Source organism: Halopseudomonas oceani (assembly GCF_963677335.1).
Classification (GTDB): domain Bacteria; phylum Pseudomonadota; class Gammaproteobacteria; order Pseudomonadales; family Pseudomonadaceae; genus Halopseudomonas; species Halopseudomonas oceani.
The window spans coordinates 929,559-955,112 of the sequence record NZ_OY781932.1; the positions used below are offsets into that span (position 1 = coordinate 929,559).

The window sequence follows — 25,554 nt, forward strand, 5'->3', positions numbered from 1 at the left end:
TACAGTCCCGGGCTAACCTGAAGACCGTTTGAGGGCTTATCATGCCAAGACGTCGTGTAGCGGCAAAACGTGAGATCCTGCCAGAACCTAAGTACGGCAGCCAGATTCTCGCGAAATTCATGAACCACGTAATGGAAAGCGGCAAGAAGTCCACTGCCGAGCGTATCGTATACGGTGCACTGGACAAGCTGAAAGAGCGTACCAAGACCGAAGATCCGGTCGAGCTGTTCGAGAAGGCTCTCGACGCCATCGCTCCGCTCGTGGAAGTTAAATCTCGCCGTGTAGGTGGTGCCACCTATCAGGTTCCGGTTGAAGTGCGTCCCTCCCGTCGCAACGCCCTGGCGATGCGCTGGTTGGTTGATGCTGCCCGTAAGCGTGGCGAGAAGTCCATGGCTCTGCGTCTGGCCGGTGAGCTGGCTGATGCTGCTGATGGCAAAGGTGCCGCTGTCAAGAAGCGTGAAGACGTCCACCGTATGGCTGAGGCCAACAAGGCGTTCTCTCACTACCGCTTCTAAACGGCTCAGGAGACTGATGTGGCTCGTACAACCCCGATCAATCTGTACCGTAATATTGGTATCTGCGCGCACGTCGATGCGGGCAAAACCACAACCACGGAGCGGATTCTTTTCTACACCGGCGTGAACCATAAAATGGGCGAGGTCCATGATGGTGCCGCGACCATGGATTGGATGGCGCAGGAGCAGGAGCGGGGTATCACCATTACTTCTGCTGCGACCACTGCCTTCTGGCAGGGGTCCGAGAAGCAGTACGACAAGCATCGCGTCAACATCATTGATACCCCCGGCCACGTTGACTTCACGATTGAAGTCGAGCGTTCGCTGCGGGTGCTTGATGGAGCTGTCGTGGTGTTCTGTGGTACGTCGGGTGTCGAGCCGCAGTCCGAGACCGTATGGCGTCAGGCCAATAAGTACGGCGTCCCGCGAATCGTCTATGTGAACAAGATGGATCGTCAGGGCGCCGACTTCCTGCGTGTTGTTGAGCAGATCAAGAAGCGTCTCGGGCATACGCCTGTGCCGATTCAGCTCGCAATTGGTGCGGAAGAAAACTTCGCCGGTCAGATTGACCTAATGCGGATGAAGGCGATTCGCTGGGATGATGCGGATCAGGGGATGAGCTTTGTCGAGGAAGAAATTCCCGAAGAGCTGCTTGATCTCGCCAGCGAGTATCGCGAAAAAATGGTCGAGGCGGCTGCTGAGGCCAACGAAGACCTGATGAATAAGTATCTCGAGGAAGGTGAGCTTTCCGTCGAGGAAATCAAGGCGGGTCTGCGTCAGCGTACGCTGGCCTGCGAAATTGTTCCTGCGGTTTGTGGTTCATCGTTCAAGAATAAGGGTGTGCCCCTTGTGCTTGATGCGGTCATCGACTATCTCCCTGCACCTGATCAGGTTGTCGCCATCAAGGGTGTTCACCCTGATGACGAAGAAAAGGTTGATGAGCGGCATGCGGATGATAATGAACCCTTTGCGGCATTGGCTTTCAAGATTGCTACCGATCCTTTCGTTGGAACCTTAACCTTTGCGCGCGTTTACTCGGGGGTGTTGACCTCCGGTGATGCGGTGCTGAACTCGGTCAAGGGTAAAAAGGAGCGCGTCGGACGCATGGTGCAAATGCACGCCAATGCGCGTGAAGAGATCAAGGAAGTTCGTGCTGGCGATATTGCGGCTCTGATTGGCATGAAGGATGTCACTACGGGTGACACGTTATGCTCGCAGGACAAGCCTATCATTCTTGAGCGCATGGAGTTTCCTGAGCCGGTGATCTCTGTTGCCGTCGAGCCCAAGACCAAGGCTGACCAAGAGAAGATGGGGATTGCGCTGGGTAAATTGGCTCAGGAAGATCCGTCTTTCCGTGTGCGCACCGATGAGGAGTCCGGGCAAACCATCATCTCCGGTATGGGTGAGCTTCACCTGGATATTTTGGTAGATCGCATGAAGCGCGAGTTTAGCGTTGAGGCGAATATCGGCAAACCTCAAGTCGCCTACCGCGAAGCGATTCGCAACAAGTGCGAGATTGAGGGCAAGTTTGTCCGTCAGTCCGGTGGTCGGGGTCAATACGGTCACGTCTGGGTCCGCTTCGAGCCGGCCGAGGGTAATGACGAGAAGCTGGAGTTCGTCAACGAAATTGTCGGTGGTGTGGTTCCTCGTGAATACATCCCGGCCATCCAGAAGGGTATCGAGGAGCAGATGCAGAACGGCGTTCTCGCCGGCTATCCGCTGCTTGGCCTGAAGGCAACCGTGTTTGACGGTTCCTACCATGATGTCGACTCTAATGAAATGGCGTTCAAGATCGCTGCTTCCATGGCCACCAAGCAGTTGGCTCAGAAGGGTGGTGCTGTTTTGTTGGAGCCGATGATGAAAGTCGAAGTAGTCACCCCTGAGGATTACATGGGTGACGTAATGGGCGACTTGAACCGTCGTCGCGGTCTGGTACAGGGTATGGAAGATACTCCTTCCGGTAAGGTGATCCGCGCTGAGGTTCCGCTTGGTGAGATGTTCGGTTACGCCACGGATGTCCGCTCCATGTCCCAGGGGCGTGCGAGCTATTCCATGGAGTTCTCGAAGTACGCCGAGGCACCCATGAACATCGCCGAAGCGATCATCAAGAAGCAAGGCTAACTTGAACCTAGGCTAATTAAAGAGGTTATCAACCGTGGCAAAAGAAAAGTTTGAACGTAGTAAACCGCACCTGAACGTAGGCACCATCGGTCACGTTGACCATGGTAAAACCACTCTGACTGCTGCGCTGACCCGCGTGTGTGCAGAAGTGTATGGCGGTTCTGCCCGCGCTTTCGATCAGATCGACAATGCGCCGGAAGAAAAGGCTCGCGGTATCACCATCAACACCTCGCACGTAGAGTACGATTCTCCGACTCGTCACTACGCGCACGTTGACTGCCCTGGTCACGCTGACTATGTGAAGAACATGATCACCGGTGCTGCCCAGATGGATGGTGCGATCCTGGTATGTTCCGCTGCTGATGGCCCGATGCCGCAAACTCGCGAGCACATCCTGCTGTCCCGTCAGGTAGGCGTTCCCTACATTGTCGTGTTCCTGAACAAGGCCGACATGGTTGACGATGAAGAGCTGCTGGAGCTGGTCGAGATGGAAGTTCGCGACCTGCTGAGCACCTACGACTTCCCGGGCGACGACACTCCGATCATCATCGGTTCTGCTCTGATGGCGCTGGAAGGCAAAGACGACAACGAGATCGGTACTACTGCCGTTCGCAAGCTGGTTGAGACTCTGGATGCCTACATTCCTGAGCCGGAGCGTGCGATCGACAAGCCGTTCCTGATGCCGATCGAAGACGTATTCTCCATTTCCGGTCGCGGTACTGTAGTAACCGGTCGTGTTGAGCGTGGCATCATCAAGGTTGGTGAGGAAGTCGAGATCGTTGGTATCAAGGCAACCACCAAGACCACCTGTACTGGCGTTGAGATGTTCCGCAAGTTGCTGGACGAAGGTCGTGCTGGTGAGAACGTTGGTGTTCTGCTGCGTGGTACCAAGCGTGAAGACGTTGAGCGTGGTCAGGTTCTGGCCAAGCCGGGTACCATCACTCCGCACACTCGCTTCGAGGCTGAAGTGTACGTGCTGGGTAAAGATGAAGGCGGTCGTCACACTCCGTTCTTCAAGGGCTATCGTCCGCAGTTCTACTTCCGTACTACTGACGTGACTGGTTCTTGCGAGCTGCCGGAAGGTGTTGAAATGGTAATGCCTGGCGACAACGTCAAGCTGGACGTCACTCTGATCGCGCCGATTGCGATGGAGGACGGTCTGCGCTTTGCGATCCGTGAAGGCGGTCGTACCGTTGGTGCCGGTGTGGTAGCCAAGATCATCGAGTGATGGTCTGAAGTAAAAGCAAAAGCCCCCGCTCAGCGGGGGCTTTTGTCTTTTGGTTGACAGTGGGGAAGCGCATCAGTAGAATTGCGCCTCCCTTGGACAGGCGTACCTGAAGTTGGGTGTGCCTGAAAACAGTTACTTGGAGTTTCTGGTCAAATGCAGAACCAACAGATTCGTATTCGGTTGAAGGCTTTTGACCATCGCCTGATCGATCAGTCTACCCAGGAAATCGTGGATACCGCGAAACGTACTGGGGCTCAGGTGCGTGGTCCGATCCCTTTGCCGACGCGCAAAGAGCGTTTTACTGTACTGATTTCTCCGCACGTCAACAAAGACGCGCGCGATCAGTACGAAATCCGTACCCATAAGCGGGTGCTGGATATCGTTCAGCCCACCGACAAGACTGTCGATGCGCTGATGAAGCTGGACCTTGCCGCTGGCGTTGAGGTTCAGATCAGCCTCGGCTGATAGCCCCAAAACGGGGGCTAAAGGTCGTGTAACGCCCTGTGTTGGGCGGCCATAGCGGGTAATAGCCCCGTGCACTCATGAGGTTTACAAAATGACTATTGGTTTAGTCGGCCGGAAATGCGGTATGACCCGCATTTTCACTGAAGATGGTGTTTCCATTCCGGTTACGGTTGTAGAAGTTGAACCGAACCGCGTCACTCAGGTTAAGACCCTGGAGACTGATGGCTATCAAGCCATTCAGATCACTGTGGGTGAGCGTCGCGCCAACCGCGTTACCAAGCCAATGGCTGGGCATTTTGCCAAAGCCAGTACTGCGGCTGGTCGCCAGGTCTGCGAATTCCGCATCGAAGACGGTTCCCAGTATGAAGCTGGGGCAGAGCTCACTGTAGCCCTGTTCGAAGCCGGTCAGAAGGTGGATGTAACTGGTCAATCCAAGGGTAAAGGCTTTGCCGGTACCATCAAGCGCTGGAATTTCCGCGGCCAGGACGCAACTCACGGTAACTCTGTATCCCACCGTGTACCCGGTTCCATCGGTCAATGTCAGACCCCGGGCCGTGTATTCAAGGGCAAAAAGATGTCTGGTCACATGGGTGCCGAACAGGTGACCGTCCAGACTCTCGAGGTCGTTCGCGTAGACGCTGAGCGCAATCTGCTGCTCATCAAGGGCTCCGTGCCTGGCGCTACCGGCAGCGACGTCGTTGTTCGCCCGGCGGTCAAGGCCAAGGGTTAAGGGGGAGTTACCATGAATCTGAATGTAGCTGGTGCAAGCGCGATCGAAGTTTCCGATCTGACCTTTGCTACCGAGTTTAACGAGACCCTCGTTCACCAGGCCGTTGTTGCATACATGGCTGGTGCTCGTCAGGGTACCAAGCAGCAGAAAAATCGTTCCGACGTCTCCGGTGGCGGCAAGAAGCCCTGGCGTCAGAAAGGCACCGGCCGTGCCCGTGCCGGTACTATCCGCAGCCCCATCTGGCGCTCCGGTGGTACTACTTTTGCTGCCCGTCCGCAAAATCACGAGCAGAAGCTGAACCGCAAGATGTATCGCGGTGCTATGCGCTCCATCCTGTCCGAACTGGTTCGCCTGGATCGCCTGGTGGTTGTCGAGAGCTTCTCTGTTGATGCACCGAAAACCAAGGCTCTGGCTGGCAAGCTGAAGGATCTCGATCTGCAGAACGTGCTGATCGTTACCGAAGGCGTTGATGAGAACCTGTACCTGGCAGCACGTAACCTGCCGCACGTCGACGTTCGCGACGTTCAAGGTTCCGACCCGGTTAGCCTGATCGCTTACGACAAGGTGCTGATTACCGTACCTGCTGTTAAGAAGTTCGAGGAGATGCTGGGATGAACCAAGAGCGCATTTTCAAAGTACTGCTTGGCCCGCATGTTTCCGAAAAGGCAACTGTGCTGGCTGACAGCCAGAACCAGTTCGTGTTCAAAGTAGACACTACTGCGACCAAGCTGGAAATCAAGAAAGCCGTTGAGCAGCTGTTCAACGTCAAGGTCAAGGCTGTTTCGACCTTGAATGTAAAAGGCAAGACCAAGCGAACCGTTCGCGGCCTGGGCAAGCGTAATGACTGGAAGAAGGCGTACGTTAGCCTGCAGCCCGGTCAAGACATCGACTTCGCCAGCGCTGAATAAGACAGGGGTACATCATGGCTATTGTTAAATGTAAACCTACTTCCGCTGGCCGCCGCTTCGTCGTTAAGGTCGTTAACGCTGACCTGCACAAAGGTGCTCCTTACGCGCCTCTGGTGGAGAAGCAAGGCAAGTCTGGTGGTCGTAACAACAACGGCCGCATCACCACGCGTCATCGTGGGGGCGGTCACAAGCAGCACTACCGCATCGTGGATTTTCGTCGCAACAAGGACGGTATCCCCGCTGTTGTAGAGCGCGTCGAGTACGATCCGAATCGTACCGCTCATATTGCTCTGCTGAAGTATGCCGACGGTGAGCGTCGCTACATCATCGCCCCGAAGGGCGTTGTTGCTGGCGATCAACTGGTCTCCGGTGCCGATGCGCCGATCAAGGCCGGTAACACTCTGCCGCTGCGCAACATTCCGGTAGGTAGCACTATCCACGCGATCGAGCTGAAGCCTGGTAAAGGCGCTCAGGTAGCTCGCAGTGCTGGTGCCGCTGTCCAGCTGGTTGCTCGCGAAGGTGCCTATGTCACCGTTCGTCTGCGCTCCGGCGAAATGCGCAAAGTCCTTGGCGAATGCCGCGCGACTCTGGGTGAAGTGTCCAACGGTGAGCACAGTTTGCGCTCGCTGGGTAAGGCTGGTGCCAAGCGCTGGCGCGGTGTTCGTCCGACCGTTCGTGGTGTTGCCATGAACCCGGTAGATCACCCGCATGGTGGTGGTGAAGGTCGTACCTCCGGTGGTCGTCATCCGGTTTCCCCGTGGGGCTTCCCGACTAAGGGTGCCAAGACTCGGTCCAACAAGCGCACTGACAAGATGATTGTCCGTCGCCGCAGCAAGTAATTAGAGGGGATACGACAGTGCCGCGTTCTCTGAAGAAAGGTCCTTTTATCGATCTTCACCTGTTGAAGAAGGTCGAAGTGGCAGTAGAAAAGAACGACCGTAAGCCGATCAAGACCTGGTCGCGCCGTTCCATGATTCTGCCGCAGATGGTCGGTCTGACCATCGCTGTACACAACGGTCGTCAGCATGTGCCGGTTATCGTTACCGAAGACATGGTCGGTCACAAGTTGGGCGAATTCTCTGCTACGCGTACCTATCGTGGTCACGTAGCAGACAAGAAAGCCAAGCGCTAAGGGGTTAGAAGATGGAAGTAGCCGCTACTCATAAGGGCGCCCGACTCTCTGCCCAGAAAGCGCGTTTGGTCGCCGACCAGATCCGCGGTAAGAAGGTGGATGAGGCCCTGAACCTGCTGGCATTCAGCAACAAGAAGGCCGCTGCCGTCATCAAGAAAGTGCTGGAGTCGGCTATTGCCAACGCTGAGCACAATGATGGCGCAGACGTGGATGACCTGAAGGTCTCCACCGTGTTTGTCAACGAAGGTCGCTCTCTGAAGCGCATCATGCCACGTGCCAAAGGCCGTGCTGATCGCATCATCAAGCGGTCTTGCCACATCACGGTCAAGGTTGCTGACAAGTAGGAGTCGATCAAATGGGTCAGAAAGTACATCCGGTAGGCATTCGCCTCGGTATCGTTAAACAACACACTTCGGTGTGGTATGCAGACGGCCGCAACTATGCGGACTATCTGAACACTGACCTGAAGGTACGTGCGTACATTCAGGAAAAACTGAAAAGTGCCTCTGTCAGCCGCGTTGATATTCAGCGTCCGGCGCAGACAGCCCGCATTACCATTCACACCGCTCGTCCGGGCATCGTGATTGGCAAGAAGGGTGAGGACGTTGAGAAGCTGCGTCAGGAACTGACCAGCCAGATGGGCGTGCCGGTGCACATCAACATCGAAGAGATCCGCAAGCCGGAGCTCGACGGTGCCCTGGTTGCACAAAGCGTTGCTCAGCAGCTCGAGCGTCGTGTGATGTTCCGTCGTGCCATGAAGCGCGCTGTACAGAACGCCATGCGTATTGGTGCCAAGGGTATCAAGATCCAGGTTAGCGGCCGTCTGGGCGGCGCCGAGATCGCCCGTACCGAGTGGTATCGCGAAGGTCGTGTGCCGCTGCACACCCTCCGTGCCGACATTGACTACGCGACAGCTGAAGCCCACACCACCTACGGTGTGATCGGTGTGAAGGTTTGGATCTTCAAGGGTGAGATCATTGGTGGTCTCCCGGAAGAAACCAAAGCCGTCGCGGCCAAGAAAAAAGCTGCTAAGTAAGGGGTACGCACATGTTACAACCTAAGCGTACGAAGTTCCGCAAGCAGATGACCGGCCACAACCGTGGTCTGGCGCATCGTGGTAGCAAGGTGAGCTTCGGTGAGTTCGCTCTCAAAGCCGTAAGTCGTGGTCGTCTGACTGCTCGTCAGATCGAAGCGGCTCGTCGCGCCCTGACTCGTCACGTTAAGCGTGGCGGTAAAATCTGGATTCGGGTCTTCCCGGACAAGCCTATCTCCAAGAAGCCTCTCGAGGTGCGGATGGGTAAAGGTAAGGGTAACGTCGAGTACTGGGTAGCCCAGATTCGTCCGGGTAAGGTCCTTTACGAGATTGAAGGTGTTTCCGAAGAGCTGGCCCGCGAAGCATTCGCACTGGCCGCAGCCAAGCTGCCTCTCGCTACCACCTTTGTTAAGCGGACGGTGATGTAATGAAAGCGACAGAACTTCATGAAAAATCTGCTGAGCAGCTGAATGAGCAGCTGCTCACCCTGCTGCGCGATCAGTTCAACCTGCGCATGCAGAAGGCAACCGGTCAGCTCGGTCAATCGCATCTGCTGAACCAGGTAAAGCGCGACATCGCTCGCGTCAAGACCGTGCTCAATCAGAAAGGTGGTAACTGATCATGGCCGAGAACAAAACAGTTCGTACCGTTACTGGCCGTGTTGTCAGTAACAAGATGGATAAAACCATCACTGTGCTCATCGAGCGTCAGGAAAAGCACCCTCTGTACGGTAAGTACGTGAAGCGCTCTACCAAGCTCAAGGCGCACGATGAGAACAACGAATGCCGCATCGGCGATCTGGTGACCATTCGTGAGACCCGCCCCTTGGCCAAAACCAAGAGCTGGGCCCTGGTTCAGATCGACGAGCGCGCGGCGCAAGTTTAAGCCCGCGCAACTTAGCGGATTATTTAAGGGTCGGAGAAAGTTATGATTCAGACTCAATCCATGCTGGATGTGGCTGACAACAGTGGTGCACGTCGCGTTATGTGTATCAAGGTTCTGGGCGGTTCTCACCGTCGCTACGCCGGCATTGGCGATATCATCAAAGTGACCGTGAAGGAAGCGATTCCGCGCGGCAAAGTAAAGAAAGGCCAGGTGCTCAACGCGGTCATCGTGCGTACCCGTCACGGCGTACGCCGTACTGACGGTTCGCTGATCCGTTTCGATGGCAACGCTGCCGTTCTGCTCAACAGCAAGAATGAGCCGATCGGTACCCGCATCTTTGGGCCGGTGACTCGTGAACTGCGTAATGAGCAGTTCATGAAGATCGTTTCCCTCGCGCCCGAAGTGCTGTAAGGAGCCCGGTCATGCAAAAGATCAAACGCGACGACGACGTTATCGTCATTGCCGGTAAAGACAAGGGCAAGCGCGGCAAAGTCCTGAAAGTTGGTGACGATGCCCGCCTGCTGGTTTCCGGTGTCAACATTATCAAGCGCCACACCAAGCCGAACCCGATGGCTGGTGCACAGGGCGGTATTGTTGAGAAGGAGGCGCCGATCCACGTCTCCAACGTGGCAATCTTCAACCCCGAGACCAACAAAGCCGATCGCGTCGGCTTCAAGGTCGAAGACGGTAAGAAGGTTCGTATTTTCAAGTCGACCCAAAAAGCCGTCGACGCTTGAGAATCTAGGTGCTTACCATGGCGAGATTGAAAGAAACCTACCGCACTACTATCGCTCCGAAGCTCCAGGCTGAACTGGGTCTGAACGCGATGGAAGTGCCGAAAATCACCAAGATCACCCTGAACATGGGCCTTGGCGAAGCTGTTGGTGACAAAAAAGTCATCGAAAACGCACTGGCTGACCTCGAGAAGATCACTGGCCGTAAAGGCATCGTGACCTATGCTCGCAAGTCCATTGCAGGCTTCAAGATTCGTGACGGCTGGCCGATTGGCGTTAAGGTGACCCTGCGCCGCGAGCAGATGTACGAATTCCTGGATCGTTTGCTGTCGATTTCCCTGCCGCGCGTTCGTGACTTCCGTGGCCTGAATGCCAAGTCCTTTGACGGTCGTGGCAACTACAGCATGGGCGTCAAGGAACAGATCATTTTCCCGGAAATCGATTACGACAAGATCGATGCCCTGCGTGGTCTGGACATCACCTTGACTACTACTGCGCGAACCGACGACGAAGGTCGTGCGCTGCTGCGCGCGTTCAACTTCCCGTTCCGTAACTAGGAGTCAGGACAATGGCAAAAGTCAGTATGAAGAACCGCGAAGCCAAGCGCGCCCGCCTGGTTGCCAAGTTTGCTGCAAAGCGTGCAGCTCTCAAGGACACCATCGGTAACGTTAACGCTTCCGTTGAAGATCGCTGGGCAGCTCAAGTTGCCCTGCAGAAACTGCCGCGCGATTCCAGCCCGGTCCGTCAGCGTAACCGCTGCCGCGTCACCGGTCGTCCGCACGGCGTATACCGCAAGTTTGGACTGAGCCGCATCAAGCTGCGTGAAGCAGCAATGCGCGGCGATGTGCCCGGCCTGGTCAAGGCCAGCTGGTAAACCAGACTTTTATTACTCAGTTTCAGGAGCACATAGCCCATGAGTATGCAGGACCCGTTGGCAGATATGCTGACCCGTATCCGTAATGCCCAGATGGCTGAGAAGTCCAGCGTCAGCATGCCTTCGGCAAAGCTGAAGGTGGCTGTCGCCAAGGTACTTAAGGAAGAAGGCTACGTTGCGAGCTACGAAGTAGTTGGCGACGTCAAGCCCACTCTGTCTATCGAACTCAAGTACTTCGAAGGCAAGCCGGTAATTGAAGAGCTCAAGCGCGTAAGCCGTCCCGGCCTGCGTCAGTACAAGTCCGCTGACCAACTTCCGAAGGTCAAGGGCGGTCTGGGCGTTTCCATCGTCTCCACCAATAAAGGTGTGATGACTGATCGCGCTGCTCGCGCTGCCGGTATCGGCGGCGAAGTTCTCTGCACCGTATTCTGATAGGGGGTCACGATGTCTCGCGTCGCTAAGAACCCTGTCAAGCTGCCGCAGGGTGTTGAAGTAAAACTGGACGGTCAGGAACTGTCGATCAAGGGCGCTAAAGGCACCTTGAATCTGAACCTGCACCCAACTGTTGAAGTTGTTCAGGAAGACGGCGAGCTGCGCTTTGCAGCCCGTGCCGGCAGCCCGAACATGGCTATGGCCGGTACTACCCGCGCCCTGGTCAACAACATGGTTATCGGCGTCAGCCAAGGCTTTGAGCGTAAGCTCCAGCTGGTCGGTGTTGGTTATAAGGCCCAGGCCAAAGGTCAGGTTCTGAACCTGGCTCTGGGTTACTCGCACCCGATCGACTACCAGCTGCCCGAGGGCGTTTCTGCTGAAACCCCCAGCCAGACTGACATCATTATCAAAGGCATCGACAAGCAACTGGTCGGCCAAGTAGCAGCGGAAATCCGTGATTTCCGTCGTCCGGAGCCCTATAAGGGCAAGGGTGTACGCTACGCCGATGAGGTAGTGCGTCGTAAAGAAGCCAAGAAGAAGTAGGGCATAGCAAATGAGCGATAAAAAAGTTATTCGTCTCCGTCGCGCTCGCCGTACGCGCCTGAAGCTGCGTGAACTGGAAGCCGTTCGTCTCTGCGTGCACCGCTCTTCGCAGCACATGTACGCGCAGGTTATCTCGGCAGATGGCAGCCAAGTGCTGGCCAGCGCCTCCACTCTGGATGCTGAACTGCGTGCTGGTAGTACCGGCAACATGGAAGCAGCCAAGAAGGTAGGTCAGCTGGTTGCTGAGCGTGCCAAGGCCGCCGGTGTAACTCAGGTCGCCTTCGACCGTTCCGGCTTCAAGTACCATGGTCGCGTAAAAGCGCTGGCCGATGCCGCTCGTGAAGGCGGGCTGGAATTCTAAGGGTAGAGTTATGGCTAATTTCGATCAAAAGCGCGACGAAGGTTACATCGAGAAGCTGGTCCAGGTGAACCGCGTTGCCAAAGTAGTAAAAGGCGGCCGTATCTTCGCTTTCACTGCGTTGACCGTTGTCGGTGACGGCAAAGGTCGCGTGGGCTTCGGTCGCGGCAAGGCACGTGAAGTGCCTGCCGCCATCCAGAAAGCTATGGAAGCGGCTCGTCGTAACATGATCCAGGTAGATCTGGACGGTACCACTCTGCAGTACCCGGTTCGTGCAGCTCATGGCGCCTCCAAGGTGTTCATGCAGCCGGCTTCTGAAGGTACTGGTGTTATCGCCGGTGGTGCAATGCGCGCCGTCCTGGAAGCGGCTGGCGTGCACAACGTACTGGCCAAGTGTTACGGTTCCACCAACCCGGTTAACGTCGTTCAGGCTACCTACAAGGGTCTGAAGTCGATGCAGTCTCCTGAGTCTGTAGCGGCCAAGCGCGGCAAGACCGTCGAAGACATCACGGGGTAAGCGGACATGGCAAACGCAAAAATCAAGGTGACTCTGTTCAAGAGCGTCGCTGGTCGTCTGCCGAAGCACCAGGCCTGCGTTAAGGGTCTGGGTCTGCGCCGCATCGGCCACACCGTCGAAGTCGAAGACACTCCGTCGGTTCGTGGGATGATCAACAAGGTCTCCTACATGGTTCGGGTAGAGGAATAAGACATGAAACTGAATGATCTGCGTTCCGCACCGGGTGCACGCCGTGAAAAGCTGCGCGTCGGTCGTGGTATCGGTAGCGGTCTGGGTAAGACCGCTGGCCGCGGTCACAAGGGTCTGACCTCGCGTTCCGGTGGCACTGTTGCCCCCGGTTTCGAGGGTGGTCAGCAGCCGCTGCACCGTCGTCTGCCGAAGTTTGGCTTCACTTCCAAACTGGCTATGGTCACTGCTGAGATTCGCACTAGCGAACTGAACGCAGTTGACGCTGAGGTCATCGACCTGCAGGCGCTGAAAGATGCCAACGTAATTGGCAACAAGTTTGTACGAGCCAAGATCGTGCTGTCCGGCGACGTAACCAAAGCGGTTACCGTCAAGGGTCTGGCCGTCACCAAAGGTGCTCGTGCAGCGATCGAAGCAGCTGGTGGCAAGATCGAGGACTAAATGGCTAAGCAAGGCGCTCTTTCTGGAATGAATCAAGGTGGCTTGAGTGAACTCTGGGGGCGCCTGCGCTTTCTGTTCCTCGCGATCATCGTTTACCGTATCGGGGCGCATATTCCGGTTCCCGGGATAAACCCTGATCGTCTGGCCGATCTGTTCAATCAGAATTCAGAGACGATCCTTAGCCTGTTCAACATGTTCTCCGGCGGTGCCTTGGAGCGGATGAGTATCTTCGCTCTGGGCATCATGCCGTACATCTCTGCATCCATCATCATGCAGCTGATGACCGCGGTAACGCCGTCGCTTGAGCAGTTGAAGAAGGAAGGGGAGTCCGGACGCCGGAAGATTAGTCAGTACACGCGTTATCTAACGCTGGTGCTGGCATGCGTACAAGCCATCGGTATGTCCGTTGGCCTGGCCAGTCAGGGCGTTGCGTTTGACACCGGTTTCAGCTTCTATTTTGTTGCTGTTACCACGTTTGTCGCTGGCGCGATGTTCATGATGTGGCTTGGTGAGCAGATCACCGAGCGGGGTGTCGGCAACGGCATCTCGATGCTGATTTTTGCCGGTATTGTCGCCGGTCTACCAGCAGCCATTGGTCAGTCCTTCGAAGGTGCCCGTTTGGGTACCATCAACATTTTTGCGCTAATTGGTGTTGGTCTGGTGGCCATTGCCATGATCGCGTTCGTCGTTTTCGTCGAGCGTGGCCAGCGCAGAATTACGGTCAACTATGCCAAGCGTCAGCAAGGTCGCAAGGTATTTGCCGCTCAGACCAGTCATTTGCCCCTCAAGGTCAACATGGCAGGTGTGATTCCGGCGATCTTTGCCAGCAGTATTCTGTTGTTCCCGGCGTCGCTGGGTACCTGGTTTGCCCAGGGTGACAACATGGAATGGCTGCAGACTCTGGCTCAGGCTATTGGGCCGGGTAAGCCGCTGAATATCATTCTGTTTAGTGCAGGGATCATCTTCTTCTGCTTCTTCTATACAGCGTTGATGTTCAACCCGAAGGATGTTGCGGAAAATCTCAAGAAGTCCGGTGCGTTCATTCCGGGTATCCGCCCCGGTGAGCAATCGGCTCGTTACATTGATAGCGTGCTGACTCGTCTCACTTTGTTCGGTGCTCTGTACATGACCGCGGTCTGCTTGCTGCCGCAGTTTCTGGTGGTATCGGCGAATGTGCCCTTCTATCTGGGTGGGACTTCGCTGCTGATCGTCGTAGTGGTTGTTATGGACTTCATGTCCCAAGTACAATCGCACCTCGTTTCTCAGCAGTACGAGTCTCTTTTGAAGAAATCTAACCTGAAGGGTTACGGCAGCGGCATGCTCCGCTGAGTATTCGGGTTATAGGAGTCGGCTATGAAAGTTGCAGCATCAGTTAAGAAGCTTTGCCGTAACTGCAAGGTTATCCGTCGCAACGGTTGCGTACGTGTAATTTGCAGTGCTGAGCCCCGTCATAAGCAGCGCCAGGGTTAATTCCCGGTTCTGAATTAAGACTACGTCTCAGGATAACCGCCACCTGGCCAAATTTTGGTCAGGTGGTTGAATTTTGTTTTTGTTAGCGCTACCCTACTGCACCCTTTTTCGAGCAACCTCTTTGGGTTGAGTCAGGTAGCTGTCAGACGGAGTAAATTGGATGGCCCGTATTGCAGGCGTCAACATCCCGGATAACAAGCACACTGTTATCTCTCTGACCTATATCTTTGGTATTGGTCAGACCAAGGCACAACAGATCTGTGCCGCCACTGGCATTGAGCCCAGTGTCAAGATCAAGGATCTGAACGAAGAGCAGATTGATACCCTGCGTAATGAAGTCGCCAAGAGCACCACTGAAGGCGATCTGCGCCGCGCGATCAATATGAACGTCAAGCGCCTCATGGATCTCGGCTGCTATCGTGGCCTGCGTCACCGTCGTGGCCTGCCGGTCCGCGGTCAGCGCACCAAGACCAATGCCCGCACCCGTAAGGGTCCGCGCAAGCCGATCCGTAAGTAATTGCGAGGGAATCTACAGATATGGCTAAGCCAGCTGCTCGTGTACGTAAAAAAGTAAAAAAGACGGTCGTTGATGGGGTCGCCCACATCCACGCGTCTTTCAATAACACCATCATCACCATCACTGACCGTCAGGGTAACGCCCTGAGCTGGGCAACTTCTGGCGGCTCCGGCTTCCGTGGTTCCCGTAAGAGCACTCCGTTCGCTGCCCAGGTAGCTGCTGAGCGCGCCGGTCAGGCTGCTCTTGAGTATGGCCTGAAGAACCTCGACGTTTGCGTTAAAGGCCCCGGCCCAGGTCGTGAGTCGGCAGTTCGTGCACTGAATTCTTGTGGTTACAAGATCAGCAGCATCACCGATGTCACCCCTATTCCCCACAACGGCTGCCGCCCGCCCAAGAAGCGTCGCGTTTAATCAGGAGACGGTAAAATGGCTCGTTATATTGGTCCCAAGTGCAAGCTGTCTCGTCGCGAAGGTACTGACCTGTTCCTGAAAAGCGGCGTGCGCGCTCTCGACTCCAAGTGCAAACTGGAAACCCCTCCGGGTGTTCACGGTCAGCGCCGCGGTCGTCTTTCAGAATACGGTACTCAGCTGCGCGAGAAGCAGAAAGTCCGTCGTATGTATGGCGTTCTTGAGCGTCAGTTCCGCAACTATTACAAGGAAGCTGCCCGTCTGAAAGGCGCTACCGGTGAGAACCTGCTGCAACTGCTCGAGCGTCGTCTGGACAACGTTGTTTACCGCATGGGTTTCGGTGCTACTCGCGCTGAAGCACGTCAGCTGGTATCCCACAAGTCCATCAGTGTTAATGGCAAGACTGTCAATATCGCGTCCTACCTGGTTTCCCCGGGTGACGTAGTTGCTGTCCGTGAAAAAGCCAAGAACCAGCTGCGCATCAACAGCGCACTGGAGCAGGCTGCTCAACGCGGTGGTGCGGAGTGGGTAGATGTAGACGCCGGCAAGAAAGAAGGTGTCTTCAAAGCCCTGCCTGCACGCAGCGACCTGTACGCCGACATCAACGAAAACCTGATCGTCGAGCTGTACTCCAAGTAAGCGACAGACAGCATAAAGGTGCCCCACATGCAGAGTTCGGTTACCGAGTTTCTAACACCGCGTCACATTGACGTTCAGGAAACTTCACCCACGCGCGCCAAGATCACTCTTGAGCCGTTGGAGCGTGGTTTCGGTCACACCCTGGGCAATGCGCTACGTCGCATTTTGCTCTCGTCCATGCCCGGCTGTGCCGTGGTAGAGGCCGAAATCGACGGCGTGTTGCACGAATACAGCGCCATCGAAGGCGTTCAGGAAGACGTCATCGAGATCCTGCTCAACCTGAAAGGGTTGGCGATCAATATGCACGGTCGCGATCAGGTAACCCTGAACCTTTCCAAGAAAGGCCCGGGTGTTGTTACTGCCGCCGACATTCAGCTGGACCACGAAGTCGAAATCGTCAACCCGGAACACGTGATCGCCACGCTGTCCGACAATGGCGAACTGAACATGAAGCTCACCGTAGCTCGTGGTCGTGGTTATGAGCCGGCCGACGCGCGCCAGTCCGATGAGGACGAGACGCGCTCTATCGGTCGGTTGCAGCTGGACGCCACTTACACTCCCGTACGCCGCGTTGCGTACGTGGTAGAGAGTGCGCGTGTCGAGCAGCGTACCAACCTGGATAAGCTGGTCATCGATCTCGAGACCAACGGCACCCTGGATCCGGAAGAGGCGATTCGTCGCGCTGCAACCATTCTCCAGCAGCAACTGGCTGCCTTCGTTGATCTGAAGGGCGACCAGGAGCCGGTGGTAGAGCAGCAGGAAGATGAGATCGACCCCATCCTGCTGCGCCCGGTGGATGATCTTGAGCTGACTGTCCGTTCGGCCAACTGCCTGAAGGCTGAAAATATCTATTACATTGGCGATCTGATCCAGCGTACCGAAGTAGAGCTGCTGAAGACCCCGAACCTGGGCAAGAAGTCTCTGACCGAGATCAAAGACGTTCTGGCCTCTCGTGGTCTGTCTCTGGGTATGCGTCTGGACAACTGGCCGCCTGCAAGCTTGAAGAAGGACGATAAGGTTTCGGCCTGATCGTCTCGACACCGAGGAATTGAGAGATGCGTCATCGTAAAAGTGGTCGTCACCTGAGTCGGACCAGCGCACACCGTAAGGCCATGTTCCAGAACATGGCAGTGTCGCTGTTCGAGAACGAACTGATCAAAACTACTCTGCCGAAAGCCAAGGAGCTGCGTCGCGTTGCCGAGCCGCTGATCACCCTGGCCAAGGAAGACACCGTTGCCAACCGTCGTCTGGCATTTGACCGTACTCGCAGCAAGTCTGCGGTCGGCAAACTGTTCAACGATCTGGGCAAGCGTTATGCAACCCGCCCGGGCGGCTACGTTCGCATCCTCAAGTGCGGTTTCCGCGCTGGCGATGCAGCCCCGATGGCTTACGTTGAGCTGGTTGACCGCCCTGAAGCGGCAGCAGCTGAAGAGTAAGTATCAGACTCTACAAAAAAACCGGCTCAGGCCGGTTTTTTTGTGCCTGCAGTTCGTCGCTCATTGCACCACGAGAGCTCCGAATGCGCGCTATTGGTGCTTCGGCTGAGCAGGTTCATGCAAGGGCGCAGGCAAAAGTCGGAAGTTTAGTATGTTTTACGCCCTGTAAATAAAGTTGCACGATTTTTGCTTGTTGTTCCCCAGAGTTCATCCTTGTGGAGCGGCATATCATGTCCCTGCGTTTCAAGTTGGCAATGACCTACCTGATCATCGGGCTGGTACCTGTAATGGTAATGGCGGCGACGGTGTACTCGCAGGCCAGCGCCGCGTTACGCGACCAGACGCTTAATACGTTGCAGGCGGTTGCCAGTATCAAGCAGCATCAACTGCAAGCCGGCTGGGATGAGCGCCGCAATCAGCTCGACACCTTGAGTCGGACGCTGAGTAACAGCTATCTGGGGCTGGACGCGGTTTCTCTGGTCAGTGCCAGCAGTTATGACAAGCCGACATTCGAGTATTTTATCGATACCTATGGGTACCGTGATCTGAAGCTTGTCAGCCCGGATGGCTTGGTGTTCTTCAGTGTCGCGCGTGGCGCAGACTATCAAGCGCTGCTGACCGGCTCCGAGTGGGCGACTACGCCCCTGGGTCGGGCCGTTACGTCGGGGCTGTCCGACCGGCAAATACATATCAGTGACCTCGTTACCGACCCGGTCAGCGGTGAACCTACTCAGTATCTGATTGCACCGGTCGGGACGGGGGATCAGTTGCAGGCGCTGTTGGTGCTCGAGCTGCCGCTCGATTCGTTGAACGCGTTGATGCACTCCCGCCAGGGATTGGGCGAAAAGGGGGAGACCTATCTAGTCGGCGGCGATGGGCGGCTGCGGTCCGATTCGGTTCGCTTTTCAGGTATGCGCGTTGCTCGCGCCGGAGACGGCGGCGAGCTTGTTGCCGGCGCGGCCGTCTCGAGAGCCATGGCGGGAGAGGCGGGACGTGTAAGCGAGCCGGGGCTGGATGGTGCGCTGGCGTTGAAGGCATACGCACCGCTTGAGTTTGATGGCCAGCGTTGGGCGCTGATCGCGGAAGTTGATGCCAGCCAGGCATACGCACCGGTTCGTGCCCTGATGTGGCAGGTTTTGCTGCTGGGGATCGCGACTGTTGTTGCGGTGATCCTGGCAACCTTGCTGGTCAGCCGTAGCGTTATGCGCCCGCTGGGTGGCGAGCCGGTGGAGATGGTCGGCCTTGCCAAGAGCCTTGCACAGGGGGAGCTTCATTCGGCTGGTGGTCCAGTGCGGTCGGGCGGTCTGTTGCAGGCCCTGCATGATATGGCGACAGCCTGGCGCGAAGTGGTTCAGCAACTGCGTGCTTCCAGCGAGGCTGTAGGGGGCGCCAGTGATGACATTCTTGATGCTGCTGGGCGCACGAGTGCCCGACTGTGGCAACAGCAGCAGGCGGTAGAAATGGTGGTTACCGCAGTGGACGAAATGTCGGCGACGGTGCAGGAGATTGCCAGCTCCGCAGCCGCTAGCGCCGAAAGCACTGCCGGTGCCCGCGAGGTATTCGGCGCGATGCAGAACACGTTGAAGGACATGATCGGGCGCCAGGATCAATTGCTCGGGGGGGCTGCGAGGCGCAGACGCCGTGGTGCATACCCTGGCGGACGACAGCCGGCAGATCAGTGCGGTTTTGCAGGTGATCAACGGGATTGCGGAGCAGACCAATCTGCTTGCGCTCAACGCAGCGATTGAGGCTGCCCGAGCAGGCGAGCAGGGACGCGGATTCGCAGTGGTTGCCGACGAGGTACGCCAGCTCGCGTTGCGCACCCGGACTGCGACTGAAGAGGTGGTTGCCATCGTTGGGGCGCTGGACCAGTCATCGCTGCAGGCATTGGGCCGCATGCAACAGGCGTCATCGCAGGCGCAGTCTCTCGAGCAGGAAACCCAGCGCGTGCTTGACCGTCTTGGCGATCTGGATGGGGCACTGCATTCAGTTCAAAGCCTGGCGTTTCAGATAGCAACTGCGGCGGAACAGCAGGCAACGACTACGGCGGAAGTGAACCAGCATATGCATCAACTGCAGGATATGATGGGTGAAAACCGTGATACAGCTGCTCACACCCGCGACTGCGGCCAGCGGCTGCAGCTGATGGCGGGCAGTCAGCTGGAGCTGGTCGCACACTTCCAGCTATAGGTTCAGGCGCGGTCCCGCTCCAGCAGCGGTCCTAGGAAGCGGCCGGTATGTGACGCCGGTTCGGCGGCGATCTGCTCAGGTGTGCCGGCGGCAATGATCTGGCCACCGCGCGAGCCGCCCTCCGGGCCCAGGTCGACAATCCAGTCGGCGGTCTTGATTACATCGAGGTTGTGCTCGATAACCACCACGGTGTTGCCGTGATCGCGTAGACGGTGCAGCACGTCCAGCAGTTGCTGGATATCAGCGAAGTGCAGACCCGTGGTTGGTTCGTCCAGAATGTACAGGGTCTTGCCGGTGTCGCGCTTGGACAGTTCGCGGGCTAGTTTGACCCGCTGGGCTTCACCACCGGACAGCGTGGTGGCGGATTGCCCAAGGCGGATATAGGAAAGTCCGACGTCGATCAGGGTCTGCAGTTTGCGGGCAAGAGCGGGAACCGGATCGAAGAATTCGCGCGCTTCCTCGATGGTCATCTCCAGCACTTCGTGGATGTTCTTGCCCTTGTATTTGATCTCCAGGGTTTCGCGGTTGTAACGCTTGCTTTTGCAGACGTCGCAAGGCACGTAGATATCCGGCAGGAAGTGCATTTCTACCTTGATCAGGCCGTCGCCCTGACAGGCCTCGCAGCGCCCGCCCTTGACGTTGAACGAAAAGCGCCCGGCCTTGTACCCGCGCGAACGGGCTTCCTGGGTGCCGGCGAACAGTTCGCGGATCGGGGTGAACAGGCCGGTGTAGGTTGCCGGGTTCGAGCGCGGGGTGCGGCCGATCGGGCTTTGGTCAATGTCGACAACCTTGTCGAGATGCTGGAGCCCGTCGAAGCTGCCATAGGGCGCGGTCTCCAGTGTGGTCGCTCCGTTCAGGGCTGTGGCGGTGATCGGGAACAGGGTGTTGTTTATCAGTGTCGATTTTCCCGAGCCGGACACGCCGGTCACACAGGTCAGTAGTCCGACCGGTATGTCCAGGTTGACCTTCTGCAGGTTGTTGCCACAGGCACCCTTGAGGCGCAGCCAATCCTTGCGCAGTGGTGTGCGTTCCGCCGGAACGGCAATTTTTACCTTGCCGGACAGATACTTGCCGGTCAGCGAGGCCGGATCATCCATCACCTCCTGTGGCGTGCCATGGGAAACCACCTGGCCGCCGTGAACGCCGGCGCCAGGGCCGATATCGACGACGTAGTCGGCAAGGCGAATAGCGTCTTCGTCATGCTCGACAACGATAACGGTGTTGCCCAGATCGCGCAGGTGTACCAGGGTGGCGAGTAGCCGCTCGTTGTCACGCTGGTGCAAGCCGATGGAAGGTTCGTCGAGGATGTACATCACGCCCACCAGGCCCGCGCCGATCTGGCTGGCCAGACGGATCCGCTGGGCTTCGCCGCCGGAGAGGGTGTCGGCGCTACGATCCAGGGTCAGATAGTCGAGGCCAACGTTGACCAGAAACATCAGACGAGCACGGATTTCCTTGAGGATTTTCTCCGCAATCTCGCCGCGACTGCCGTCGAGCGTGAGCTGTTCGAAGTACTCGGCGGCACTGCCAACGGGCAGCGTGGTGACGCCGGGCAGGTTGCGCCCATCAATCATCACGTGGCGGGCCTCGCGGCGCAGACGGGTACCGTGGCAGTCCGGGCACGGCTGGGTGCTCAGGTACTTGGCCAGCTCCTCGCGTACGCTCTGTGATTCGGTTTCGCGGTAGCGGCGCTCCAGATTTGGCAGAATGCCTTCGAAGGGGTGCTCGCGACGGACCACGTCACCACGATCGTTGAGGTAGCGGAAGGGCACGTTGTCCTTACCTGTACCGCTCAGGATCAGCTTGCGGTGTGGCTCCTGCAGCTTCTCAAACGGTTGGTCGAGGTCGATACCGTAGTGCTCGGCCAGTGAGCTGAGCATCTGAAAATAGTAGACGTTGCGGCGGTCCCAGCCGCGGATAGCGCCTTCGGCAAGGGTCAGCTCGCCGTTAACCAGGCGACGGGCGTCAAAGAACTGTTTTACGCCGAGGCCGTCGCAGCCGGGACAGGCCCCGGCCGGATTGTTGAAGGAAAACAGGCGCGGCTCGAGCTCGCTGATCGAGTGGCCGCATTCCGGGCAGGCAAACCGGGCGCTGAAGGTGATTTCTTCACCATCCTCACCGTCCATGGGGGCGACAATGGCAATGCCGTCCGCCAACCCGATGGCGGTCTCGAATGACTCGGCCAGCCGTTGTTGCAGGTCCGCGCGGACCTTGAAGCGGTCAACCACCACTTCGATTGTGTGCTTGCGCTTCTTGTCCAGTGCCGGCGCTTCGTCCAGCTCATGGATGCGGCCGTCGATGCGGGCGCGGACGAAACCCTGGGCACGCAGTTCCTCGATCAGCGCCAGGTGCTCACCCTTGCGCTCACGCATGACCGGTGCCAGCAGCATCAGCTTGCTGCCTTCGGGTAGAGCCAGAACCTGGTCAACCATCTGGCTGATGGTCTGGGCGGCCAGCGGCAAATTGTGGTCCGGACACATGGGGGTGCCGACGCGGGCGAACAGCAGGCGCAGGTAGTCGTATATTTCGGTGATGGTGCCAACAGTGGAGCGCGGGTTGTGCGAGGTGGACTTCTGTTCGATCGAGATTGCCGGGGAGAGGCCTTCGATGTGGTCTACATCGGGCTTTTCCATCATCGACAGAAATTGCCGCGCGTAGGCCGACAGCGACTCGACATAGCGGCGTTGACCCTCCGCGTAGAGCGTATCGAAAGCCAGTGACGATTTGCCGGAGCCGGACAGGCCAGTGATCACGATTAGCTTGTCGCGCGGCAGATCAAGGTCGACGTTCTTCAGGTTGTGCGTGCGCGCACCACGTATCTGGATGGTATCCACAGTACTCTCACCTCGCAGCCGACAAAGCAGACAAGTATACGTGCTGCGCAGGCCCGGCGGCAAAGTTGTGGGGGGCGATACGCTCTGTCCGGATGGTCGTCCCGGTTATTAGAAAGGCGTGATAAAATCCGCGCTTTTACCCGGAGCTGTCATGCATCAGGTCGACTCAATGAGTCCGCAGGAACGCCGTGCCTCGGTATCGCTGGCGTTGGTCTTTGCCTTCCGCATGCTGGGGTTGTTCATGGTGCTGCCGGTGCTGGCCACCTATGGTCAGCAACTGGAGGGTGCCACCCCGCTGCTGATCGGCATGGCAATTGGTGCCTACGGTCTGACCCAGGCGTTTCTGCAAATCCCTTTTGGCATGTTGTCGGATCGGGTCGGACGCAAGCCGGTTATTGTTGTCGGTCTGCTTCTGTTTGCTGCCGGTGGCTTGCTCGCAGCCGGCGCCGATAGCATTCAGCAGGTCATTGCCGGCCGTATTTTGCAGGGGGCGGGCGCCATTGCCGCGGCGGTCATGGCGCTGGTAGCCGACTCCACTCGCGAGCAGCATCGGACCAAGGCCATGGCGATGATCGGCATGAGTATTGGCCTCGCGTTCGCCGTGGCGATGGTAGCGGGCCCTGTCGTGGCGCGGCTGGCCGGGCTGGGTGGTGTGTTCATGTCCACATCGGTGCTGGCACTGGTTGGCATTGCGCTCGTATTGCTGGTGGTGCCTACACCGCAACAAACCCAGCGTCACCGGGATGCAGGCATCGTTGGCGGTGCGCTCTGGCCGGCAATCAGTAACCCCGAACTGTTGCGTCTGAACTACGGCATTGCCTGTTTGCACGCGATCCTGATGGCAACCTTTCTGGCTATTCCTCTGGCGTTGGCACGAGAGGCCGGTTTGCCCAAGGAAGAGCACTGGTGGGTCTACCTGGCGGCACTGCTGCTGTCGTTTTTCGGTATGGTGCCGTTCATCATCTATGCTGAGCGCCAACGTCAGATGAAACGGGTGTTGCTCGGTGCCGTTGCGCTGTTGGCCCTGGTGCAGCCGCTGTTCTGGTTGACTGAGCATTCGCTGCCCTGGCTGGTAACCTGCATCATTCTCTTTTTTGTCGGCTTCAATCTGCTGGAGGCGACGCTGCCCTCGCTGTTGAGCAAGATTGCACCGGCCGGCGGCAAGGGCACGGCCATGGGGGTGTACTCCACCAGCCAGTTTGCCGGTGCCGCGCTGGGCGGCATGTTTGGCGGCTGGCTGTTTGCCCATTTCGGGCTTGGCGGGGTATTCGTCGGATGCGGGCTGCTGGCGCTGTCGTGGCTGGCTATTGGTGTTACCATGCGCGAACCGCCTTACGTAACCAGCTATCGGCTGGCCGTGTCCCCCGATCGGGTGCAGGACGCCGGCCTGGCCGCCAGCCTGCTTGCTGTTGCAGGTGTGACCGACGTCGTGATTGTTGCCGACGAAGCGGCCGCCTACTTGAAAGTTGACAGCAAATTGCTGGATCGTGAGGCGTTGGACCGGGTCGCAGCACCCGTTTGATCACCCAGGCATATCAGGAGAGTGGAATGGCCAGAGGCGTCAACAAGGTAATTTTGATCGGTAATGTCGGTGGTGATCCGGAAGTGCGCTACCTGCCCAACGGCAATGCAGTCGCCAACGTCACTCTGGCGACCTCAGACAGCTGGAAAGACAAACAGACCGGCCAGATGCAGGAGCGTACCGAATGGCACCGCGTGGTGTTCTTTGGTCGTATCGCCGAGGTGGTTGGCGAGTACGCGCGTAAGGGCTCCAAGCTCTACGTCGAAGGTCGCCTGCAGACCCGTGAGTGGGAAAAGGATGGCGTCAAGCGTTACACCACCGAGGTTGTTGTTGATATGGGGGGCCAGATGCAGCTGCTGGACAGCCGTCAGGCTGGTGGTGGTGAGCAAGGCATGGGACAGTCCCGTCCGCAACGCCCCGCTGCTCAGCCGCAGGCTGCCGCGCAACCGCAGCAGGCAGCGCCGCAGCAGTCGGCGCCGGATTACGACAGCTTTGATGATGACATTCCTTTCTAGAATGTAGCTGTCGCCGCGACCCGGCATGACCTAGGATCCTGGTATCCCCGGTCTGCCGGGTTTTTTTATGGCTCGTGAAAGCTCCTGTGTCGCTGTTGATGCCGGGCTGCGGGTTACAGCACAAGGGTATCAAGATGTCAGAGGTGTACTTCGTTCGTCACGGTCAGGCTTCATTTGGCAGCGACAACTACGATCAGCTTTCCGGAAAGGGGCACCAGCAGGCGCGTATGCTGGGCGAGTACTTTGCTACCCAGCAGCTGCAGTTTGACCATATTCTGACTGGAGATATGGTGCGCCACCGTGAAACCGCGGAGGGGATTTGCGCGGGGATGGGGATCGAGGCCACCAATTTTCAGGTATTTCCCGAGCTGAACGAGTTCGACTTTCATTCTATTCTGCACGCCTTTCTCGCCCAGCACCCGGAGCAGGCATTGCCGGAAAAACCCTCCGTGGCCGATTTCTTCAAGCGCTTGAAGCAGGGCATCGTGCTCTGGTCGGAAGGGGCGCTGCAGGGCGATCTGCCAGAAACCTGGGCCAGCTTCGAAGACCGTATCCTCACCGTGCGAGAGCACATAGTGCAAAACTTCAAGGGCAGCAAGGTTCTGGCAGTCAGTTCCGGCGGAGCGATTGCCATGCTGGTGCGTCAGCTGCTTGAGGCGCCCAGCCGCACCATGGTTGAGCTGAATCTGCAGACGCGCAATACCGGGATCATTCAGTGTGTTTTCAATCAGCACAACATGCGGCTGAGCAGCTTCAACAGCATCCCGCACCTGGATGGGCTGCAGCACCGTGATCTGATTACCTATACCTGAAGTTTGTTGCCGCTTCGTTCGCCGGTCTGTGGCTGCCAGTACAGCTGCAAATGAAGGCGTGACGGCGAACGGCGGTTTTACTGGTGCAATTCGCAGAGGATGGGTGGAAT

The 25,554-nt window shown here is 57.4% G+C and carries 37 protein-coding genes; 36 read left to right on the forward strand and 1 reads right to left on the reverse strand.

Annotation, left to right across the window (positions count from 1 at the left end):
- Positions 1 to 41 precede the first annotated feature (41 nt).
- From rpsG to ACKPCU_RS04465, 33 genes are all read left to right on the forward strand, one after another.
- On the forward strand, positions 42 to 515 hold the full coding sequence (gene rpsG, locus ACKPCU_RS04305; protein ID WP_104739873.1) for a 30S ribosomal protein S7: 474 nt from the start codon (positions 42 to 44) through the stop codon (positions 513 to 515).
- An 18-nt stretch (positions 516 to 533) separates the two neighbouring features.
- On the forward strand, positions 534 to 2,636 hold the full coding sequence (gene fusA / locus ACKPCU_RS04310; protein ID WP_321350164.1) for an elongation factor G: 2,103 nt from the start codon (positions 534 to 536) through the stop codon (positions 2,634 to 2,636).
- 34 nt (positions 2,637 to 2,670) lie between these two features.
- The gene (gene tuf, locus ACKPCU_RS04315) at positions 2,671 to 3,864 is read left to right on the forward strand and encodes an elongation factor Tu (protein ID WP_321350145.1); all 1,194 of its coding nucleotides are present in this window, start codon (positions 2,671 to 2,673) and stop codon (positions 3,862 to 3,864) included.
- 153 nt (positions 3,865 to 4,017) lie between these two features.
- Positions 4,018 to 4,329, forward strand: a complete 312-nt coding sequence (gene rpsJ / locus ACKPCU_RS04320) for a 30S ribosomal protein S10 (protein ID WP_044501102.1) — start codon at positions 4,018 to 4,020, stop codon at positions 4,327 to 4,329.
- A gap of 91 nt (positions 4,330 to 4,420) precedes the next feature.
- Positions 4,421 to 5,059, forward strand: a complete 639-nt coding sequence (gene rplC, locus ACKPCU_RS04325; RefSeq protein ID WP_104739441.1) for a 50S ribosomal protein L3 — start codon at positions 4,421 to 4,423, stop codon at positions 5,057 to 5,059.
- 12 nt (positions 5,060 to 5,071) lie between these two features.
- Positions 5,072 to 5,674 (forward strand): 50S ribosomal protein L4, encoded by a 603-nt coding sequence (gene rplD / locus ACKPCU_RS04330; RefSeq protein ID WP_104739442.1) that lies wholly within the window; start codon positions 5,072 to 5,074, stop codon positions 5,672 to 5,674.
- Complete coding sequence (gene rplW, locus ACKPCU_RS04335; protein ID WP_104739443.1) at positions 5,671 to 5,967, forward strand: 50S ribosomal protein L23; 297 nt, start codon at positions 5,671 to 5,673, stop codon at positions 5,965 to 5,967. The genes rplD and rplW overlap by 4 nt, the downstream gene beginning before the upstream one ends.
- A gap of 14 nt (positions 5,968 to 5,981) precedes the next feature.
- Positions 5,982 to 6,806 (forward strand): 50S ribosomal protein L2, encoded by an 825-nt coding sequence (rplB, locus tag ACKPCU_RS04340; protein WP_088277341.1) that lies wholly within the window; start codon positions 5,982 to 5,984, stop codon positions 6,804 to 6,806.
- Positions 6,807 to 6,823: 17 nt separating this feature from the next.
- Positions 6,824 to 7,099: a 30S ribosomal protein S19 gene (gene rpsS / locus ACKPCU_RS04345; protein WP_104739444.1), complete on the forward strand. Its 276-nt coding sequence runs from the start codon at positions 6,824 to 6,826 to the stop codon at positions 7,097 to 7,099.
- Between the two features lie 11 nt (positions 7,100 to 7,110).
- On the forward strand, positions 7,111 to 7,443 hold the full coding sequence (gene rplV, locus ACKPCU_RS04350; protein WP_065335991.1) for a 50S ribosomal protein L22: 333 nt from the start codon (positions 7,111 to 7,113) through the stop codon (positions 7,441 to 7,443).
- Between the two features lie 11 nt (positions 7,444 to 7,454).
- Positions 7,455 to 8,135, forward strand: coding sequence for a 30S ribosomal protein S3 (gene rpsC, locus ACKPCU_RS04355; RefSeq protein ID WP_104739445.1), 681 nt, complete (start codon positions 7,455 to 7,457; stop codon positions 8,133 to 8,135).
- 11 nt (positions 8,136 to 8,146) lie between these two features.
- Positions 8,147 to 8,560 carry a 50S ribosomal protein L16 gene (rplP, locus tag ACKPCU_RS04360; RefSeq protein WP_088277349.1) on the forward strand — a complete coding sequence of 138 codons (414 nt, stop codon included), beginning with the start codon at positions 8,147 to 8,149 and terminating at the stop codon, positions 8,558 to 8,560.
- Positions 8,560 to 8,751 carry a 50S ribosomal protein L29 gene (gene rpmC, locus ACKPCU_RS04365; RefSeq protein WP_321350177.1) on the forward strand — a complete coding sequence of 64 codons (192 nt, stop codon included), beginning with the start codon at positions 8,560 to 8,562 and terminating at the stop codon, positions 8,749 to 8,751. Before rplP ends, rpmC begins: the two co-directional genes overlap by 1 nt.
- 2 nt (positions 8,752 to 8,753) lie before the next feature.
- The gene (gene rpsQ / locus ACKPCU_RS04370) at positions 8,754 to 9,017 is read left to right on the forward strand and encodes a 30S ribosomal protein S17 (protein ID WP_321350178.1); all 264 of its coding nucleotides are present in this window, start codon (positions 8,754 to 8,756) and stop codon (positions 9,015 to 9,017) included.
- Between the two features lie 42 nt (positions 9,018 to 9,059).
- Positions 9,060 to 9,428, forward strand: a complete 369-nt coding sequence (gene rplN / locus ACKPCU_RS04375) for a 50S ribosomal protein L14 (protein ID WP_321350180.1) — start codon at positions 9,060 to 9,062, stop codon at positions 9,426 to 9,428.
- Between the two features lie 11 nt (positions 9,429 to 9,439).
- Complete coding sequence (rplX, locus tag ACKPCU_RS04380) at positions 9,440 to 9,754, forward strand: 50S ribosomal protein L24 (protein ID WP_088277355.1); 315 nt, start codon at positions 9,440 to 9,442, stop codon at positions 9,752 to 9,754.
- Between the two features lie 17 nt (positions 9,755 to 9,771).
- A complete protein-coding gene (gene rplE / locus ACKPCU_RS04385; RefSeq protein ID WP_088277357.1) occupies positions 9,772 to 10,308 on the forward strand; it encodes a 50S ribosomal protein L5 in 537 nt (178 codons plus the stop codon).
- A gap of 11 nt (positions 10,309 to 10,319) precedes the next feature.
- The gene (gene rpsN, locus ACKPCU_RS04390) at positions 10,320 to 10,625 is read left to right on the forward strand and encodes a 30S ribosomal protein S14 (RefSeq protein ID WP_088277359.1); all 306 of its coding nucleotides are present in this window, start codon (positions 10,320 to 10,322) and stop codon (positions 10,623 to 10,625) included.
- Positions 10,626 to 10,664: 39 nt separating this feature from the next.
- Positions 10,665 to 11,057: a 30S ribosomal protein S8 gene (gene rpsH / locus ACKPCU_RS04395; RefSeq protein WP_104739448.1), complete on the forward strand. Its 393-nt coding sequence runs from the start codon at positions 10,665 to 10,667 to the stop codon at positions 11,055 to 11,057.
- Positions 11,058 to 11,069: 12 nt separating this feature from the next.
- Positions 11,070 to 11,600 (forward strand): 50S ribosomal protein L6, encoded by a 531-nt coding sequence (rplF, locus tag ACKPCU_RS04400; RefSeq protein WP_104739449.1) that lies wholly within the window; start codon positions 11,070 to 11,072, stop codon positions 11,598 to 11,600.
- A 10-nt stretch (positions 11,601 to 11,610) separates the two neighbouring features.
- A complete protein-coding gene (gene rplR / locus ACKPCU_RS04405; protein WP_104739450.1) occupies positions 11,611 to 11,961 on the forward strand; it encodes a 50S ribosomal protein L18 in 351 nt (116 codons plus the stop codon).
- A gap of 10 nt (positions 11,962 to 11,971) precedes the next feature.
- Positions 11,972 to 12,475, forward strand: a complete 504-nt coding sequence (gene rpsE, locus ACKPCU_RS04410; RefSeq protein WP_083728626.1) for a 30S ribosomal protein S5 — start codon at positions 11,972 to 11,974, stop codon at positions 12,473 to 12,475.
- Between the two features lie 6 nt (positions 12,476 to 12,481).
- On the forward strand, positions 12,482 to 12,664 hold the full coding sequence (gene rpmD, locus ACKPCU_RS04415; RefSeq protein ID WP_088277367.1) for a 50S ribosomal protein L30: 183 nt from the start codon (positions 12,482 to 12,484) through the stop codon (positions 12,662 to 12,664).
- Positions 12,665 to 12,667: 3 nt separating this feature from the next.
- Positions 12,668 to 13,102 carry a 50S ribosomal protein L15 gene (rplO, locus tag ACKPCU_RS04420; protein ID WP_088277369.1) on the forward strand — a complete coding sequence of 145 codons (435 nt, stop codon included), beginning with the start codon at positions 12,668 to 12,670 and terminating at the stop codon, positions 13,100 to 13,102.
- Complete coding sequence (gene secY, locus ACKPCU_RS04425; protein WP_104739451.1) at positions 13,103 to 14,431, forward strand: preprotein translocase subunit SecY; 1,329 nt, start codon at positions 13,103 to 13,105, stop codon at positions 14,429 to 14,431.
- 24 nt (positions 14,432 to 14,455) lie between these two features.
- Positions 14,456 to 14,572, forward strand: coding sequence for a 50S ribosomal protein L36 (gene rpmJ, locus ACKPCU_RS04430; RefSeq protein WP_088277373.1), 117 nt, complete (start codon positions 14,456 to 14,458; stop codon positions 14,570 to 14,572).
- Positions 14,573 to 14,732: 160 nt separating this feature from the next.
- Positions 14,733 to 15,089 carry a 30S ribosomal protein S13 gene (gene rpsM, locus ACKPCU_RS04435; protein ID WP_104739452.1) on the forward strand — a complete coding sequence of 119 codons (357 nt, stop codon included), beginning with the start codon at positions 14,733 to 14,735 and terminating at the stop codon, positions 15,087 to 15,089.
- Between the two features lie 20 nt (positions 15,090 to 15,109).
- Positions 15,110 to 15,499 carry a 30S ribosomal protein S11 gene (gene rpsK, locus ACKPCU_RS04440; RefSeq protein WP_083728622.1) on the forward strand — a complete coding sequence of 130 codons (390 nt, stop codon included), beginning with the start codon at positions 15,110 to 15,112 and terminating at the stop codon, positions 15,497 to 15,499.
- A 15-nt stretch (positions 15,500 to 15,514) separates the two neighbouring features.
- The gene (gene rpsD / locus ACKPCU_RS04445) at positions 15,515 to 16,135 is read left to right on the forward strand and encodes a 30S ribosomal protein S4 (protein WP_104739453.1); all 621 of its coding nucleotides are present in this window, start codon (positions 15,515 to 15,517) and stop codon (positions 16,133 to 16,135) included.
- Positions 16,136 to 16,162: 27 nt separating this feature from the next.
- Positions 16,163 to 17,164: a DNA-directed RNA polymerase subunit alpha gene (locus ACKPCU_RS04450; protein ID WP_104739454.1), complete on the forward strand. Its 1,002-nt coding sequence runs from the start codon at positions 16,163 to 16,165 to the stop codon at positions 17,162 to 17,164.
- Positions 17,165 to 17,190: 26 nt separating this feature from the next.
- On the forward strand, positions 17,191 to 17,571 hold the full coding sequence (gene rplQ, locus ACKPCU_RS04455; RefSeq protein ID WP_321350191.1) for a 50S ribosomal protein L17: 381 nt from the start codon (positions 17,191 to 17,193) through the stop codon (positions 17,569 to 17,571).
- A gap of 230 nt (positions 17,572 to 17,801) precedes the next feature.
- Positions 17,802 to 19,319 carry a methyl-accepting chemotaxis protein gene (locus ACKPCU_RS04460; RefSeq protein WP_321350193.1) on the forward strand — a complete coding sequence of 506 codons (1,518 nt, stop codon included), beginning with the start codon at positions 17,802 to 17,804 and terminating at the stop codon, positions 19,317 to 19,319.
- Positions 19,264 to 19,761: a methyl-accepting chemotaxis protein gene (locus tag ACKPCU_RS04465; RefSeq protein ID WP_321350195.1), complete on the forward strand. Its 498-nt coding sequence runs from the start codon at positions 19,264 to 19,266 to the stop codon at positions 19,759 to 19,761. The genes ACKPCU_RS04460 and ACKPCU_RS04465 overlap by 56 nt, the downstream gene beginning before the upstream one ends.
- A gap of 2 nt (positions 19,762 to 19,763) precedes the next feature.
- On the opposite strand, the gene uvrA is transcribed toward ACKPCU_RS04465, so the two are convergent.
- Positions 19,764 to 22,595: an excinuclease ABC subunit UvrA gene (gene uvrA / locus ACKPCU_RS04470; RefSeq protein ID WP_104739457.1), complete on the reverse strand. Its 2,832-nt coding sequence runs from the start codon at positions 22,593 to 22,595 to the stop codon at positions 19,764 to 19,766.
- 151 nt (positions 22,596 to 22,746) lie between these two features.
- On the opposite strand from uvrA, the gene ACKPCU_RS04475 reads away from it, so the two are divergent.
- From ACKPCU_RS04475 to ACKPCU_RS04485, 3 genes are all read left to right on the forward strand, one after another.
- A complete protein-coding gene (locus ACKPCU_RS04475) occupies positions 22,747 to 24,117 on the forward strand; it encodes an MFS transporter (protein WP_321350198.1) in 1,371 nt (456 codons plus the stop codon).
- A 26-nt stretch (positions 24,118 to 24,143) separates the two neighbouring features.
- Positions 24,144 to 24,632 (forward strand): single-stranded DNA-binding protein, encoded by a 489-nt coding sequence (gene ssb, locus ACKPCU_RS04480; RefSeq protein ID WP_104739458.1) that lies wholly within the window; start codon positions 24,144 to 24,146, stop codon positions 24,630 to 24,632.
- A 134-nt stretch (positions 24,633 to 24,766) separates the two neighbouring features.
- Positions 24,767 to 25,444, forward strand: coding sequence for a histidine phosphatase family protein (locus tag ACKPCU_RS04485; RefSeq protein ID WP_321350200.1), 678 nt, complete (start codon positions 24,767 to 24,769; stop codon positions 25,442 to 25,444).
- Positions 25,445 to 25,554 lie beyond the last annotated feature (110 nt).

Coding starts and splice junctions, on each gene's coding strand:
- rpsG (WP_104739873.1), top strand. CDS start 42: ATGCCAAGACGTCGTGTAGCGGCAAAACGTGAGATCCTGCCAGAACCT.
- rpsJ (WP_044501102.1), top strand. CDS start 4,018: ATGCAGAACCAACAGATTCGTATTCGGTTGAAGGCTTTTGACCATCGC.
- rplC (WP_104739441.1), top strand. CDS start 4,421: ATGACTATTGGTTTAGTCGGCCGGAAATGCGGTATGACCCGCATTTTC.
- rplD (WP_104739442.1), top strand. CDS start 5,072: ATGAATCTGAATGTAGCTGGTGCAAGCGCGATCGAAGTTTCCGATCTG.
- rplW (WP_104739443.1), top strand. CDS start 5,671: ATGAACCAAGAGCGCATTTTCAAAGTACTGCTTGGCCCGCATGTTTCC.
- rplB (WP_088277341.1), top strand. CDS start 5,982: ATGGCTATTGTTAAATGTAAACCTACTTCCGCTGGCCGCCGCTTCGTC.
- rplV (WP_065335991.1), top strand. CDS start 7,111: ATGGAAGTAGCCGCTACTCATAAGGGCGCCCGACTCTCTGCCCAGAAA.
- rpsC (WP_104739445.1), top strand. CDS start 7,455: ATGGGTCAGAAAGTACATCCGGTAGGCATTCGCCTCGGTATCGTTAAA.
- rplP (WP_088277349.1), top strand. CDS start 8,147: ATGTTACAACCTAAGCGTACGAAGTTCCGCAAGCAGATGACCGGCCAC.
- rpmC (WP_321350177.1), top strand. CDS start 8,560: ATGAAAGCGACAGAACTTCATGAAAAATCTGCTGAGCAGCTGAATGAG.
- rpsQ (WP_321350178.1), top strand. CDS start 8,754: ATGGCCGAGAACAAAACAGTTCGTACCGTTACTGGCCGTGTTGTCAGT.
- rplN (WP_321350180.1), top strand. CDS start 9,060: ATGATTCAGACTCAATCCATGCTGGATGTGGCTGACAACAGTGGTGCA.
- rplX (WP_088277355.1), top strand. CDS start 9,440: ATGCAAAAGATCAAACGCGACGACGACGTTATCGTCATTGCCGGTAAA.
- rplE (WP_088277357.1), top strand. CDS start 9,772: ATGGCGAGATTGAAAGAAACCTACCGCACTACTATCGCTCCGAAGCTC.
- rpsN (WP_088277359.1), top strand. CDS start 10,320: ATGGCAAAAGTCAGTATGAAGAACCGCGAAGCCAAGCGCGCCCGCCTG.
- rpsH (WP_104739448.1), top strand. CDS start 10,665: ATGAGTATGCAGGACCCGTTGGCAGATATGCTGACCCGTATCCGTAAT.
- rplF (WP_104739449.1), top strand. CDS start 11,070: ATGTCTCGCGTCGCTAAGAACCCTGTCAAGCTGCCGCAGGGTGTTGAA.
- rplR (WP_104739450.1), top strand. CDS start 11,611: ATGAGCGATAAAAAAGTTATTCGTCTCCGTCGCGCTCGCCGTACGCGC.
- rpsE (WP_083728626.1), top strand. CDS start 11,972: ATGGCTAATTTCGATCAAAAGCGCGACGAAGGTTACATCGAGAAGCTG.
- rpmD (WP_088277367.1), top strand. CDS start 12,482: ATGGCAAACGCAAAAATCAAGGTGACTCTGTTCAAGAGCGTCGCTGGT.
- rplO (WP_088277369.1), top strand. CDS start 12,668: ATGAAACTGAATGATCTGCGTTCCGCACCGGGTGCACGCCGTGAAAAG.
- secY (WP_104739451.1), top strand. CDS start 13,103: ATGGCTAAGCAAGGCGCTCTTTCTGGAATGAATCAAGGTGGCTTGAGT.
- rpmJ (WP_088277373.1), top strand. CDS start 14,456: ATGAAAGTTGCAGCATCAGTTAAGAAGCTTTGCCGTAACTGCAAGGTT.
- rpsM (WP_104739452.1), top strand. CDS start 14,733: ATGGCCCGTATTGCAGGCGTCAACATCCCGGATAACAAGCACACTGTT.
- rpsK (WP_083728622.1), top strand. CDS start 15,110: ATGGCTAAGCCAGCTGCTCGTGTACGTAAAAAAGTAAAAAAGACGGTC.
- rpsD (WP_104739453.1), top strand. CDS start 15,515: ATGGCTCGTTATATTGGTCCCAAGTGCAAGCTGTCTCGTCGCGAAGGT.
- ACKPCU_RS04450 (WP_104739454.1), top strand. CDS start 16,163: ATGCAGAGTTCGGTTACCGAGTTTCTAACACCGCGTCACATTGACGTT.
- rplQ (WP_321350191.1), top strand. CDS start 17,191: ATGCGTCATCGTAAAAGTGGTCGTCACCTGAGTCGGACCAGCGCACAC.
- ACKPCU_RS04460 (WP_321350193.1), top strand. CDS start 17,802: ATGTCCCTGCGTTTCAAGTTGGCAATGACCTACCTGATCATCGGGCTG.
- ACKPCU_RS04475 (WP_321350198.1), top strand. CDS start 22,747: ATGCATCAGGTCGACTCAATGAGTCCGCAGGAACGCCGTGCCTCGGTA.
- ssb (WP_104739458.1), top strand. CDS start 24,144: ATGGCCAGAGGCGTCAACAAGGTAATTTTGATCGGTAATGTCGGTGGT.
- ACKPCU_RS04485 (WP_321350200.1), top strand. CDS start 24,767: ATGTCAGAGGTGTACTTCGTTCGTCACGGTCAGGCTTCATTTGGCAGC.